Genomic DNA, 13,843 nt, shown 5'->3' with positions numbered 1-13,843 from the left:
CCTTATTTTGACTAATAGTGACCTGTTAGTTATAACATATTGATTTTAAACGGTAAAAATTATGCGCTTGTTTCTTGCCAAAGGACGTGAAAAGTCCTTACTCCGTCGCCATCCGTGGATTTTCTCTGGCGCTGTTCTCCGTGTCGAAGGTAAAGCCCAGTCCGGCGAAACCATCGATATCCATGACAGCCAGGGCAAATGGCTGGCACGCGGTGCCTATTCACCAGAATCGCAGATTCGCGCACGCGTCTGGACCTTCAAGCAGGACGAAGAAATTGATATCGCTTTCTTTATCAGCCGCTTGCAGCAGGCACAGAGCTGGCGTGATTGGGTCGCAAAGCGTGACGGGCTGAACGGTTATCGCCTGATCGCCGGTGAATCTGACGGTATGCCGGGGATCACCATCGATCGCTTCCAGAACTTCCTGGTTTTACAGTTACTGTCCGCCGGTGCCGAATATCAGCGCGCCCCGCTGCTTTCTGCTCTCCAGCACTGCTACCCAGAATGCGCGATCTACGATCGTTCAGACGTTGCCGTACGTAAGAAAGAGGGCTTGCCGCTTACCCAAGGCCCGGTGCTGGGCGATCTTCCCCCGGCCCTGCTACCGATCACCGAGCACGGTATGAAACTGCTGGTGGACATTCAACAAGGCCACAAGACCGGTTTTTATCTCGATCAGCGTGATAGCCGCCTGGCTGCGCGTAACTATTCCGCAGGCCGACGCGTGCTCAACTGCTTCTCGTACACCGGCGCTTTCGCGGTGTCTGCCTTGATGGGCGGGTGTGAGCAGGTCATTAGCGTAGATACATCGCAGGCCGCGCTGGATATCGCCAAGCAGAACGTCGAACTGAACCAGTTGGATTTGAGCAAGGCCGAGTTTGTACGTGATGACGTATTCCAACTGCTGCGCAACTACCGCACGCAGGGTGAGAAATTCGACCTGATCATCATGGATCCACCGAAGTTTGTCGAAAACAAAAATCAGTTGGCCAGCGCCTGTCGCGGTTATAAAGACATCAATATGTTAGCCTTCCAGTTGCTGAACCCGGGTGGCATTCTGCTCAGCTTCTCCTGCTCTGGCCTGATGCCGACCGATCTGTTCCAGAAAATTTTGGCCGATGCTGCCGTAGATGCCGGGCGTGATGTACAATTTGTAGAGCAGTTCCGACAGGCTGCCGACCACCCGGTGATTGCGACTTATCCTGAAGGCTTGTATCTGAAAGGGTTTGCCTGCCGGGTGATGTAACTTGAAATGCGCTGTTTTTGTCCTCATATAGAGTTCAATGCACTGTTTCTCAGGAGGTCATATGATAGCCAGCAAATTCGGTATCGGTCAGCAGGTTCGTCACCGGCTGCTGGGGTATTTGGGGGTAGTGATTGATGTCGATCCAGAATACTCTCTGGAACACCCAAAAGCAGACGAGATTGCAGCCAACGACGAGTTGCGCCTAGCGCCGTGGTATCACGTGGTGATGGAAGACGACGAAGGCCAACCGGTTCACACTTATCTGGCAGAAGCGCAGTTGGCGGGGGAAGCACAGGATGCACACCCTGAACAGCCTTCTCTGGATGAACTGGCGGAATCCATTCGCAGCCAGTTGCAGGCCCCCCGGCTGCGTAACTAAGCGTCAAGCCTGAGAAACCAGCGCCTCTACGTAGCGTAACGGGTTGAAGTCTATCAGCAGTCTCAAACGCCAGGGCCAATCCTGGCGTTTTCATTCAATCAGCGTGCCAGCCCCAGTCGCGGGATCTCAATCTTCGGGCAACGATCCATAATCACCGTTAACCCGGCCTGTTTGGCCAATGCTTCCGCCTGTTCGTTGATCACCCCGATTTGTAACCACAACACCTTGGCGCCTATCGCAATGGCCTCTTGTGCCACCCCATACGCCGCCTCCGAGTTACGAAATACGTCCACCATATCGACAGGATGAGGAATATCCTCCAATGAGGCATAAACCACCTGCCCAAGCAGCGTCTGCCCGGCCAGCTTCGGGCTCACCGGAATGACCTGATAGCCTTGCGCCAGCAAATAAGCCATTACGCCATAGCTGGGCCGCGCCGGTTTATCACTGGCCCCCACTAGCGCAATGGTTTTGACCTGCTTGAGTACCTCTGCAATTGCTAGGTCTTGCATTTTTCGCTCCTGATGTTTTCCGAAAAGCATTTTCATCAGTGTAACCGAAACGCCAACATCGGTTAAAATTTGTTATCAGTCTGCATCTATACTGCCTGCAGGCTGGTTTGAGCCAAATCATATTTCAAATATCATCAAAATGTGTGTAAATGTAAATTAAACGGCATTCTGAAAAGATTTGACATAACTAGTGGCGTATCCAACACTAGTCATACTGTTTCACGAAAAGGAAGTAACAATGAAATTTGGTCTGGTGGTTGCGGGGCTGCTTGGAATATCGCTAAGCGTTTCGGCCGCAGCTACGACCCTGAAGCTTTCCCCGGACATCGAGCTGATGGTGGTCGACGGCAAGCAAATGACGGGCTCGTTGTTAAAAGGAGCCGATAGTCTGGAATTAAATGACGGGCAGCATCAGCTGTTGTTCAAAGTCACCAAATCCGTACGTAAAGAACCACGGTCTCAGATGTTTTACACTTCATCCGCGCAGATTGTGGTGTTCAATAGTCAAAACGTCAGCGCCGTCACCATTGAGCTACCGCGTATCGAGAATGAGCAGGATGCCCAGCGGTTTGATAAAGCGCCGAATTATAAAATTCTAGGTAACCACGGCAAGCCGTTGGCAATCAAACACGATGTATTACCACTAACAACCTCACCCAATGGGAATGACCTGGAGAAGATCGTTGCCGATTATAACGCTCAAAATCGCCCGGCCTCCGTTCCGGCGTTAGCCCATCTGCGTGCCAGCGTGATCTCGGCGACACAGGGTAGCCCAGCGGTTATCCCCCTGAACGGCGACAACGTTGCCGAGGAAATGCTGCAATACTGGTTCCTGCGCGCCGATCCCGAGACGCAAAAACGGTTTATCGCCTGGGCCGGCCAATCTCGCAACCGTTAAATGCTGCCAACCACGCCTTTATGCCGTAAAGGCGTGGTTTGGTCGCAATTTCCCGCGTTAGCACTAGGCAGTGAAATACAGTTTCAGTAATCTGTGGCGAATCATTCGATTTTCCAAGGACAGCGACATGGAACAAACCACCCGCACCATCGCAGCACGCAAGCATATTGCGCTCGTTGCTCACGACCATCGCAAGCAGGCCCTGCTGAAATGGGTTGAAGACAATAAGGAAGTACTTGCCCAGCATCAGCTGTATGCCACGGGCACCACCGGCAATTTGATCCAGCGAGCCAGCGGTATCCCGGTGCAGAGCATGCTGAGTGGCCCGATGGGCGGCGATCAGCAAGTCGGTGCACTGATATCCGAAGGCAAGATCGATATGCTGATCTTCTTCTGGGATCCGCTAAACGCCGTACCTCACGACCCCGATGTCAAAGCCTTGCTGCGCCTGGCCACGGTCTGGAACATCCCGGTGGCGACCAACCGCTCCACCGCCGATTTCCTGATCGACTCCTCGCTGTTCAAGAGCGAAGTAGTGATCGCCATTCCTGATTACGAAAAGTACCTCGCCGAACGCCTGAAATAATACCAAGGCCTGGTGTAGTGCCAGGCCTGTGGTTTACGGCTTTCTTTGCGACGGCACGCCAATCTCTTGCAACTGCTCGATAAATACCGACGGGCGTTCGCGATCTTGTAATAACCAAACCTGATGCCTGGCCCGCGTGAGGGCGACATAGAGCAAACGCCGCTCCTCCGCATCCGGGAAATCCTCAGGCTGAGGCAATAAAACCTCTTCAAGCACGGATTCACGGACCTCCGCCGGGAATCCATCCTTGCCTTCATACAGCCCGGCAATGATCACGTAGTCAGCCTGCTGGCCTTTGCTGGCATGAATGGTCATAAACTCGATATTCAACTTCGGCCAACGCGTTGCCGCCTTTTGCAACACCTCAGGCTTGAGATGGTGGTAGCGCGCCAGCACCAAGATCCGTTCTTGCGGCTTCGCATAGCCACTTAGCTTGTCCAGCAACGCTTCCAACTGCTCCTGCGGCAGGATAACCACCGACTTCTTGTTGCCCTTGGTCAGGCTATTAAGCGGTTTTTTCAACTGGTGCGGGTTCTGTTGTATAAAGCCGTTGGCCACCTCACCGATCCGATCGTTAAAGCGGTAGGTGGTATCCAGCGCACACTGCTCGCCTACGCCAAAGTTCTCGGCAAAGGCGGTGGTCAGCGACAGCTCTGCCCCGCTGAAACGGTAAATTGCCTGCCAATCATCGCCGACGGCAAACAGGCTGGTCTGCTTGTTTTGCTTACGCAATGCCGCCAGCAGTTGCGCACGCTGTGGTGAGATATCCTGGAACTCGTCCACCAGAATATGCTTCCACGGGCTGATAAAGCGCCCCTTTTCCAGCAGATTAACGGCTTGATGGATCAGCCCGGCAAAATCGACCGCTCCCTCATCCTTCAGCGCGGTTTTCCACGCTTTTAGCAACGGTGCCATCAGGCGAATGCGTTTGCTGAACAGGTCGCGGATCTCTTCATCGGCCTGCTCTATCATTTCGGCCTGGCTACCTCCGTGGGTGCGCATCAAGCCAAGCCAGCGCTCCAGGCGCCCACTCAAACGCTCTGCCAGACGCCGGTCATGCCAGAAATCGCCCTCAGGCAATTCCCACTCCAGCTCTTCCGTTAACCATTGCCGCCAGCCTTTGGCCTGTGCTTTCTTCTCGCTACACTGCTGTTGCCAGTGGGTAATTAGCAACGTCCTGCGCGCTTTACTGTCGCTTTCCAGCTTGCTGATCACCGGCGCTTTCCGGCTACCCTGCTGGATAATCTGTAGCGCCAGCGCATGGAACGTTTTCGCCTGGATCGCCACGCTGCCCAAACGTTCCTGGATGCGTTCGTTCATCTCTTCGGCGGCTTTGCGCCCAAATGCCAACAACAGGATCTGCTCAGGCTCGGCCTCTTGACGCAGTAGCAGCCACCCCGCCCGCGCCACTAGCACCGAGGTCTTGCCACTACCGGCTCCTGCGAGAACCAGCACGGCATCCTCGCCGTTCACCACGGCCCGGCTTTGCGATTCATTCAACGGTGACGTTTCAACGGTCTGGAAGAAATCCTGGTGGGTTTCCAGCATCCGGTCGCACCACCGCTGATTGCGTTGCGCCACGCTGCGCATACCAGATTTGAGCCACTGCAGGCACAAATGATAGCTTTCACGGCAGTTTTCAAACTCTTCCAGCCGTGCCACTGGCATGGGCAATGCGCCAAACGACTGGCGGATCTGCTGCTGCAAGCTGCTCAATTCGGCACGCTTGAACCACTTGTCCTGTTGCTCAATTTGGCGGATATGATCGACCTGCTGTTGCAATACCTCGGCGCTCACTTCACTCATCTCGCTGCTCCACTGCTGCCAGGACTGCTGCAGATAGTGGTAAAAGCGCTGGGTTTCCTGCCACTCGGTACCGTGCAGGCGCACAACCTTTTCATCCGGCAGTTCGAACTCAAGCTCCCCCCAGACGATCCCGCGTTTACAACGCACCTGAATCAACTGGTTGAAAGGGATCAGGTATTCATGCTTCTCGCCGCTCACCTCAACCCCGGCATGCAACAACCGTACGCGGTTGTAGGGATGCTGTGCCAGGTGCTTGCCCAGCGATGTCGCTTTAAGTTCCATATGCCCACGCCATAATCATGTTCAGAGTTGCCGCCAGTTTACCCGCGTTAAGCAATGGCACTCTAGCGTTAAAAAAAGGGTAGAATAGTTTTTGCGTTATGCTGATGAATACTTCCCCCGTGCCGTTTGGCCATCATTAGAGCAGAATGACGACTATGCGTACTGTATTGAACGTTCTTAATTTCGTATTGGGTGGTTTTTTCACCACACTTGGCTGGCTGATTGCCACCTTCTTCAGCGTCGTGCTGATTTTCACCCTACCATTGACCCGCTCCTGCTGGGAAATTACCAAAATCTCCTTGCTGCCATTTGGCAACGAAGCGATCCATGTCGATGAATTATACCCAGAGAAAAGCAATGCCCTACTGGCTGCTGGCGGTTCTTTGCTGAATATCATCTGGCTGGTCCTGTTCGGCTGGTGGCTGTGCCTGTCACACATTATTGCGGGTATCGCCCAGTGCATCACCATTATTGGTATTCCGGTAGGCATCGCCAATTTCAAGATAGCCGCTATCGCCCTGTGGCCAGTCGGCCGCCGCGTCGTGCCGGTTGAGGTGGCCCAACAGGCGCGGATCGAGAACGCCCGCCGCCGCTTTTAATCGCGTTAATCTTTCTCCCATTTAGGAGCTTGTCGTGCTCTCTTTAGCACCCAAAATTCGGCGTTATACTTATAACAGCAACCTGCTTTATAACCTGCGTATTTTTATCGCGCTGGCTGGAGCCTCTGCGGTACCGTGGTGGTTGGGCGTCCCTAAACTGACCATTCCGTTAACGCTGGGTGTCGTTGCCGCCGCGCTAGCGGATCTGGACGACCGGCTGGCAGGAAGATTGCGAAATCTGCTCATTACGCTAGTTTGCTTTTTTGTGGCCTCGACATCGATTGAACTGCTGTTTCCTTACCCCTGGCTGTTTGCCCTCGGGCTGACGACCTCAACCTGCGGCTTTATCCTGCTGGGGGCATTAGGGCAGCGTTACGCCACTATCGCCTTCGGTGCCTTGCTGATCGCCGTCTACACCATGCTTGGCACCTCCATGTACGACGCCTGGTACCAGCAACCGGTTCTGTTGATTATCGGTGCCATTTGGTACAACTTGCTGACGCTGATCGGCCATCTGCTATTTCCTATCAAGCCCCTGCAGGAAAACCTGGCCCGCTGCTATGAACAGTTGGCCAACTACCTGGATGCCAAGGCCAATCTGTTCGATCCAGATGCCGAATCGGACGCCGACCTGCCATGGGTTGACGTGGCGATGGCCAACAGCACCTTGGTCAGCACGCTGAACCTGACCAAGGCTTCACTGCTGACCCGCTTGAAAGGCGACCGTGGCCAGCGCGGCACCCGCAGAACGCTGCACTACTATTTTGTCGCTCAGGATATCCATGAACGCGCCAGTTCTTCTCACGTACAGTATCAGGCGCTAAGCCAACAGTTCCGCCACAGCGATATTCTGTTCCGGTTTCAGCGTCTGTTGGCCAAGCAGGCCCGTGCCTGCCAGCAACTGGCGCAGTCGATACTGCTACGGCAGAAATATCTGCATAGCCCGCGTTTTGAGCCCGCTTTTTCACGCCTGGAAGAGGCGCTAACCCGGATTACCATTACCCCAGAAAATCGCGAACTGACCAGAGCGCTATCCCATCTGCTGAAGAATTTACGGGCAATTGACGCTCAGTTGGCCAATATCGAGTCTGAGCAGTCCTTGGCGAGTGGCCAGACCGAGGAAAACAACCTGTCAGACGACCGGCTCACCGGTTGGAGCGATATTCGCCTGCGTATCAGCCGCCACCTGACACCACAATCCGCCCTATTCCGCCACGCCATCCGTATGTCGGTGGTGTTGTGCGTGGGCTATGCGTTTATTCAACTGACCGGGATGCAGCACGGTTATTGGATCCTGCTGACCAGCCTGTTTGTCTGCCAGCCTAACTACAACGCCACACGCAGGCGCTTGGCGTTAAGGATCATCGGCACTCTGGCGGGCATTTTGATCGGCCTGCCGATCCTGTATTTTGTGCCCTCGCTGGAAGGGCAGTTGATCCTGATCGTGATCTCCGGAGTATTGTTCTTCGCCTTCCGAACCGTGCAATATGCCCACGCCACGATGTTTATCACCCTGTTGGTCTTGCTATGCTTTAACCTGCTGGGCGAAGGGTTCGAAGTGGCTGCCCCGCGCGTCTACGATACCCTGCTGGGTTGTGCCATCGCCTGGGCAGCGGTGAGTTTTATCTGGCCAGACTGGAAGTTCCGTCAGTTACCGGCCATGGTGCGCAAGACACTGAATGCCGACTGCCGCTATCTGGATGCCATTCTGGTGCAGTACCATCAGGGCAAGGATAACGGCCTGCCTTATCGTATTGCCCGCCGCGATGCCCATAATAGCGATGCAGAATTGGCGTCGGTGATCTCTAACATGTCTGCTGACCCTAAAGCCGATAAAACCATTCAGGAAGCGGCATTCCGCCTGCTGTGCCTGAACCATACCTTGCTGAGCTATATTTCCGCTCTGGGCGCCCACCGTGAGCGCCTGGAAAGTGCCGCCGTGCTGGACTTGCTCAACGATGCGGTTTGCTATGTTGATGGTGCATTACACCACGACGCTCATGATCGTCAGCGTATCACGCAGGCACTGGAAGCCCTCTCCGAGCGTATTACTGCGCTGGTTCCGGAGCCGGAAAGCAAAGAACAACTGGTGTTGCAGCAAATTGGCCTGGTGCTCGAATTGCTACCCGAGCTGACGGCACTCAATACACAAATTACTCAAGCCGGTTGATAGTTCAAGGATGTGGGCCGCAGGCGCGGTCTTCTGGCCGCGCCTCAAAGGTGGGAAAGAGCGCGTTGTTTTCGAACCATTCGGTCAACGCCTCCCTTTGTAGATTAGGCAAGGCGGCATGGTGGTAGCCCGCCATGGCCCCCGCCAGTGACATCAGCACTTTCATGCCCAGATTTTTTTGCTGTTGCAGCAGCTTCAGATAGCTATCTCTGGCCCCCAACAGGCGAAAATCATAAATATTGCATATGCCTGCTCGCCACAGCTGGCGCTCTAATGAGGCATCAATATTCGGTAAATCTTTCAATCTGCCATTGCAGCGTTTTTTTACCTTTATCTCTTTACGCGTCTCACAGATAGCCTGCCAAGCAAGCGCACACAGTTCGCGACGCTGCCGCCACAACTCTTCATTCACCCAGTAATAGCGCATGACCATGGGGACCCCTCGCTTTAAATAGGTCATATTCACCATGCCACGCTCACGAAAAGCGGTTTCCAGACTTTCCGTTGCACGCAAATACAGCTCACCTTCGGTAATGACCGCAAACATTGTGCCGTCCGCCAGCAGGCCATAGCCGCCAAACTGCGAGCGTAGGGCAATATTTCCCAGGGCGGCAAAGCAGGACTTTGCCTGTTCGATCCTCCTTAACGATCCTCCATTCATTTAACTCTCCTTATATGAAGCCACAGCCATTAGGCATGTTTTGGTTGGAATAAACGTAACGGGAACAACTAATTAAAAAAAATACGCATTATCCCTAGTCGTGCCAATCATAAATTCAAGACGTACAATAAATAATCTCAATTATGCGAAGCGTTACGAAAATTTGGGTTGACCTTCTGTTTCGATGGCTATACTGTATATACATACAGTAACACTACGGGCGGGAGACGACATGCGTACTCAATCACTTTATCAACCTCATTTTAGCCAATCCCCAATGCCGGCAAAGCAAGCGGTGATCCCTGCGCAAGAGGGCAACGAAAATGGCCTAATCAGTGAGCTTGTTTACAATGAGCGGCAACCCGCCGTAGCTCAGTTATTGGTGCCTTTGTTGCAGCAGTTGGGCAAGCAATCACGCTGGTTACTGTGGTTGACCCCGCAGCAGAAACTGAGCAAAACCTGGCTGCAGCAGGCCAGCCTGCCGGTTGATAAGGTCGTACAGCTTAATCAGATCAATCCACTGGCTACCGTAGATGCCATGGAGAAGGCTTTACTGACAGGAAATTACAGTGTGGTGCTAGGCTGGTTACCAGAATTGACACAAGAGGATCGTCTAAGGCTGAGTCGAGCGGCAGAATTGGGCAATGCCTATGGGTTCATTATGCGACCCCAACGTGACATCGTTGCTGCCGACAGACACTGTTCAACCTTAAAAATTCACTCTTCTTTGTATCATTAAGTAAATTTAGGACTTTTCCCATCACTTTTATCGCTTGGTCTGGCAATCGCAGGCAGATCGGGCGAAAAGCGAGGTTGGCTGCGGTTCGGCGCCACCTTCCATGTTAAAAAAAGACTCGTTTAGCCCCCCGATATGTTAGAGGATATGTCTAATTCCATGTTTTTTTTTAGAGCTTTATCACATCACACTTGTAACTTTCGCGCCACGTTGTAGACTTTACATCGCCAAGGTTGCTCTATAACGCCAGAAAAACTGGCAGAGTAACAAACGAGGGCTCAAACCTTGGCGAAGGAATTTAAACCAAGGGCTTAAAGCAGCTTTAAAGCTCATTGCCTATTTGGATGATAACGAGGCGCAAAATGAAAAAGACAGCTATCGCATTAGCAGTGGCACTGGCAGGTTTCGCTACAGTAGCGCAAGCCGCACCAAAAGACGACACTTGGTACACTGGTGCCAAACTGGGTTGGTCCCAGTATCATGACACCGGTTTCTACGGTAACGGCTATGAGAATGGTATCGGCAACGGTCCTACTCATAAAAGCCAACTGGGTGCAGGCGCGTTCTTGGGTTACCAAGCGAACCAATACCTGGGCTTCGAAATGGGCTACGACTGGCTTGGCCGTATGCCTTACAAAGGCAGCGTGAACAACGGTGCTTTTAAAGCTCAAGGCGTTCAATTGGCAGCTAAACTGAGCTACCCAATCATGGACGATCTGGACATCTACACCCGTCTGGGTGGTATGGTTTGGCGTGCAGACTCGAACGCTCACTACGGTGCGACCGATCAGCGCCTGAGCAACCATGACACTGGCGTTTCTCCACTGGCAGCAGTGGGTGTTGAATACGCACTGACTCGTGACTGGGCTACCCGCCTGGACTACCAGTGGGTTAACAACATCGGTGACGCAGGTACCGTTGGTGCACGTCCAGACAACGGCATGCTGAGCGTAGGTGTTTCCTACCGCTTTGGCCAGGAAGTTGCTGCTCCAGTAGTAGCTCCAGCTCCAGCCCCAGCTCCAGTTGTTGAGACCAAGAAGTTCACTCTGACTTCTGACGTTCTGTTCGCGTTCAACAAAGCGACCCTGAAGCCAGAAGGCCAACAAGCTCTGGATCAGCTGTACACCCAACTGAGCTCACTGGATCCGAAAGACGGTTCTGTTGTCGTTCTGGGCTTCACTGATGCAGTAGGTTCAGCAGAATACAACCTGCGCCTGTCTGAGCAACGTGCACAAAGCGTTGTGGATTACCTCGTGTCTAAAGGTATCCCTTCAGACAAGATCTCTGCACGTGGCATGGGTAAAGCTAACCCAGTTACCGGTGACTCTTGTGGCTACCGTTCAGGCCGCGCAACTGCAGCTCAGATCGCATGTCTGGCTCCAGATCGTCGCGTAGAGATCGAAGTTAAAGGCATCAAAGAAGTTGTTTCTCAGCCTCAGGGCTAAGTAAGCGCTTCTTAGTAAAAAACCCCGCATTGCGGGGTTTTTTTTGGCCTTAACATTGGGTAATGCTATTTATCATCCTTACCCAGGATCGCCTGTAGATCCTGTTTCAGCGATGACATCTGGGTGGCATACTTCTCTTTGCGCTCGGCATCTTCGATCAGCTGTACGATGGTTTCCGATAGCGTCACGCCACGGCGATGCGCCAGCGCAGCCAAACGTTGCCAGACCAGGAACTCCAGATCGATCGATTTCTTGCGCGTATGCTGATGTTCTGAGTTAAAATGACGCTTACGCCGGGCGCGGATGGTTTGCTTCATCCGGTTATCCAGCGTCGGATTCATGTGCTCATCGATCCACGCCAGCACTTTGACCGGTTCATTTTCCAGCTTCAGCAGTTGGTCAATGACCTCCTGAGCAAGGCTGTTTTCAATGTAGCGGGTGATCGCTTCACCTTCCCGGTGCTTTTTCACCAGGTACTTCCATTTCCAACCGCTCTCCAGATTTTCCAGTTGCTGATATTTCATCATGAACTCTGCTGTGACCGTGTAACTTTAATAAGCATAACAGCTTTAGCCAAGTTTTCCTCGGCAATTACCCGCCGTTTTTGACTGTTTTTTGCACTGTCATCGAGCAATGTCAAACTCCGATGCTCAACAATGACTCTGGAGGTATCAAGCTGGCGTTATTCTTGTATAATCGCGCTTTCCCTTTTTGACGATTGCATCTAACACTTTGACCAATAACCGACTTGAATGGCAATCTCTGTTGCCTGCTGCTACGCCTTATCAGGCGATTTTCGATTCCGCTGCTCAATTGGCACCCGTGGCCTTTTCTGCAATCCAGCCCCGTTTGGAGAATGCGCTGACGCTGTTTTTGCATCCGCTGTCTCTGCCACGTTTTATGCTGTTGAAAGCACAGGAAACACGTGAGTATCTGGCGTTGATCGCCCGAGCGGCAGAAGAGTTGCAACCGCAGAATACCGTTAAAGGCAGTCACTACGTGATTGAAGGCGACACCGTCAGCATTAAGAATGCCATGCGCGGCGATGAGCCTTTTGCCCCAGGCGGTGCTTGCGTATACCAGGAATGGGTTGAGCCAGAACAGTTATTTGGCTGCGTCAGAATGCATAATGGTGCGATCACCTTGCAGCCGGGCCTGGTCCATCAGGCTAACGGCGGCGTGCTGATCCTGTCGGCGCGTGCCCTATTGGCACAGCCGCTATTGTGGCTGCGTCTCAAGCAGATGATTACCCAGCGCCAGTTCCAGTGGCTGACGCCAGATGAAACCCGGCCACTGCCGATTTCCATCCCGCCGATGCCGTTGGAGTTACGCCTGATTGTGGTGGGCGATCGCCATGGCCTGGCTGATTTCCATGATATGGAGCCTGAAGTCTGCGGGCAGGCCGTCTACGGTGAATATGAAGACGATCTGCAGCTCACCGAGCCAGACGATATGGTGCAATGGTGTGGCTATATCAATAGCGTGGTCGCCGAGCAGCAATTACCACCGCTGGCAGCGGACGCCTGGCAGCCTCTGATGGTCCAGGCGGTGCGCCATACCGGTGATCAGGGTAGCCTACCGCTATCACCACTGTGGGTCAGTCAGCAGCTTTCTGAGGCCGCTCTGTATGCCGAAGATGAACAGATCACCGCTAAAGCGTTAGAAGCGGCGCTGAATGCCCGCGAATGGCGTGAAAGCTATCTGTCAGAACGCATGCAGGACGAGATTGAGCTGGGCCAGATCATGATCGAAACCGAAGGTGAGGTGATTGGTCAGATTAACGGCCTGTCGGTGCTGGATTATCCAGGGCATCCACGCAGCTTTGGCGAACCTTCACGCATCAGCTGTGTGGTCCACCTGGGCGATGGCGAGTTCACCGATGTGGAGCGCAAGGCTGAGCTGGGCGGCAATCTGCACGCCAAAGGTATGATGATCATGCAAGCGTTCCTGATCTCCGAATTGGATCTCGATCAGCAGCTCCCCTTCTCCGCCTCGATCGTCTTTGAGCAATCCTACGGCGAAGTTGACGGGGACAGCGCCTCACTGGCCGAACTCTGCGCCCTGATCAGCGCATTGTCACAGCAGCCGATCACCCAGCAAATCGCCGTGACCGGTTCCGTTGACCAGTTTGGTAATGTGCAACCGATCGGTGGCGCAAACGAAAAAATCGAAGGTTTCTTCGAGGTTTGTCAACGCCGTGGCCTGACGGGCAAACAGGGGGTGATCCTGCCAGCCAGCAACGTACGGCACCTTTGCCTACGCCCAGACGTCGTCGAGGCGGTGCGTGTTGGGCAATTCCATCTGTGGGCGGTAGATAGCGTTGCAGAAGCCTTGCCGTTATTGACCGGCTATCCGTTCGCCGAGCAGCAGCAGCCTAGCTTGCTGGCCGCCATCCAGGAGCGAATTGCACAGGCCATGTTGCCAGAACGGCGTCCGTTGCCGTGGCCATTGCGCTGGCTTAACTGGTTCAGCCGTGGCTGATCGGACTTGTTCAGCGTACACGTGTAAGTTAAGCTGCGTCCT

13 protein-coding genes are annotated in these 13,843 nt (G+C 53.5%); 9 read left to right on the top strand and 4 right to left on the bottom strand.

Annotated features, from left to right (window positions below):
- Positions 1–61: 61 nt before the first annotated feature.
- Positions 62–1,246 (top strand): 23S rRNA (cytosine(1962)-C(5))-methyltransferase RlmI, encoded by a 1,185-nt coding sequence (gene rlmI / locus KGP26_RS10435; RefSeq protein ID WP_179247847.1) that lies wholly within the window; start codon positions 62–64, stop codon positions 1,244–1,246.
- Between the two features lie 61 nt (positions 1,247–1,307).
- Positions 1,308–1,625, top strand: coding sequence for a heat shock protein HspQ (hspQ, locus tag KGP26_RS10430; RefSeq protein WP_021182046.1), 318 nt, complete (start codon positions 1,308–1,310; stop codon positions 1,623–1,625).
- 98 nt (positions 1,626–1,723) lie between these two features.
- Here hspQ and KGP26_RS10425 read toward each other — a convergent pair whose 3' ends face one another.
- Entirely contained in the window at positions 1,724–2,137 is a 414-nt protein-coding gene (locus KGP26_RS10425) for a CoA-binding protein (RefSeq protein ID WP_094982361.1), read from the bottom strand.
- 238 nt (positions 2,138–2,375) lie between these two features.
- On the opposite strand from KGP26_RS10425, the gene KGP26_RS10420 reads away from it, so the two are divergent.
- Both KGP26_RS10420 and KGP26_RS10415 read left to right on the top strand, forming a co-directional pair.
- Positions 2,376–3,035 carry a DUF2057 family protein gene (locus tag KGP26_RS10420; RefSeq protein WP_166734680.1) on the top strand — a complete coding sequence of 220 codons (660 nt, stop codon included), beginning with the start codon at positions 2,376–2,378 and terminating at the stop codon, positions 3,033–3,035.
- A 127-nt stretch (positions 3,036–3,162) separates the two neighbouring features.
- A complete protein-coding gene (locus tag KGP26_RS10415; RefSeq protein WP_021804871.1) occupies positions 3,163–3,621 on the top strand; it encodes a methylglyoxal synthase in 459 nt (152 codons plus the stop codon).
- Positions 3,622–3,654: 33 nt separating this feature from the next.
- Here KGP26_RS10415 and helD read toward each other — a convergent pair whose 3' ends face one another.
- A complete protein-coding gene (helD, locus tag KGP26_RS10410) occupies positions 3,655–5,709 on the bottom strand; it encodes a DNA helicase IV (protein ID WP_209527723.1) in 2,055 nt (684 codons plus the stop codon).
- A gap of 155 nt (positions 5,710–5,864) precedes the next feature.
- Here helD and KGP26_RS10405 point away from each other — a divergent pair, with 155 nt between their 5' ends.
- Positions 5,865–6,308, top strand: a complete 444-nt coding sequence (locus tag KGP26_RS10405) for a YccF domain-containing protein (RefSeq protein ID WP_223538197.1) — start codon at positions 5,865–5,867, stop codon at positions 6,306–6,308.
- 34 nt (positions 6,309–6,342) lie between these two features.
- The gene (gene yccS / locus KGP26_RS10400) at positions 6,343–8,478 is read left to right on the top strand and encodes a YccS family putative transporter (RefSeq protein ID WP_021804874.1); all 2,136 of its coding nucleotides are present in this window, start codon (positions 6,343–6,345) and stop codon (positions 8,476–8,478) included.
- A 4-nt stretch (positions 8,479–8,482) separates the two neighbouring features.
- Here yccS and KGP26_RS10395 read toward each other — a convergent pair whose 3' ends face one another.
- On the bottom strand, positions 8,483–9,139 hold the full coding sequence (locus tag KGP26_RS10395) for a TfoX/Sxy family DNA transformation protein (RefSeq protein ID WP_223665375.1): 657 nt from the start codon (positions 9,137–9,139) through the stop codon (positions 8,483–8,485).
- Between the two features lie 277 nt (positions 9,140–9,416).
- On the opposite strand from KGP26_RS10395, the gene sulA reads away from it, so the two are divergent.
- Complete coding sequence (gene sulA / locus KGP26_RS10390; RefSeq protein WP_235050763.1) at positions 9,417–9,878, top strand: SOS-induced cell division inhibitor SulA; 462 nt, start codon at positions 9,417–9,419, stop codon at positions 9,876–9,878.
- Positions 9,879–10,237: 359 nt separating this feature from the next.
- The gene (ompA, locus tag KGP26_RS10385; RefSeq protein ID WP_021182055.1) at positions 10,238–11,320 is read left to right on the top strand and encodes a porin OmpA; all 1,083 of its coding nucleotides are present in this window, start codon (positions 10,238–10,240) and stop codon (positions 11,318–11,320) included.
- A 65-nt stretch (positions 11,321–11,385) separates the two neighbouring features.
- Here ompA and matP read toward each other — a convergent pair whose 3' ends face one another.
- The gene (gene matP, locus KGP26_RS10380; RefSeq protein ID WP_037375184.1) at positions 11,386–11,844 is read right to left on the bottom strand and encodes a macrodomain Ter protein MatP; all 459 of its coding nucleotides are present in this window, start codon (positions 11,842–11,844) and stop codon (positions 11,386–11,388) included.
- Between the two features lie 208 nt (positions 11,845–12,052).
- On the opposite strand from matP, the gene KGP26_RS10375 reads away from it, so the two are divergent.
- Positions 12,053–13,801: a Lon protease family protein gene (locus KGP26_RS10375; protein WP_223665374.1), complete on the top strand. Its 1,749-nt coding sequence runs from the start codon at positions 12,053–12,055 to the stop codon at positions 13,799–13,801.
- The last annotated feature ends 42 nt before the right edge of the window (positions 13,802–13,843 follow it).

The sequence above is a fragment of the Serratia sp. JSRIV002 genome, assembly GCF_019968725.1.
Lineage (GTDB): Bacteria > Pseudomonadota > Gammaproteobacteria > Enterobacterales > Enterobacteriaceae > Chania > Chania fonticola_B.
This window is presented reverse-complemented; position numbering and strand designations above follow the sequence as displayed.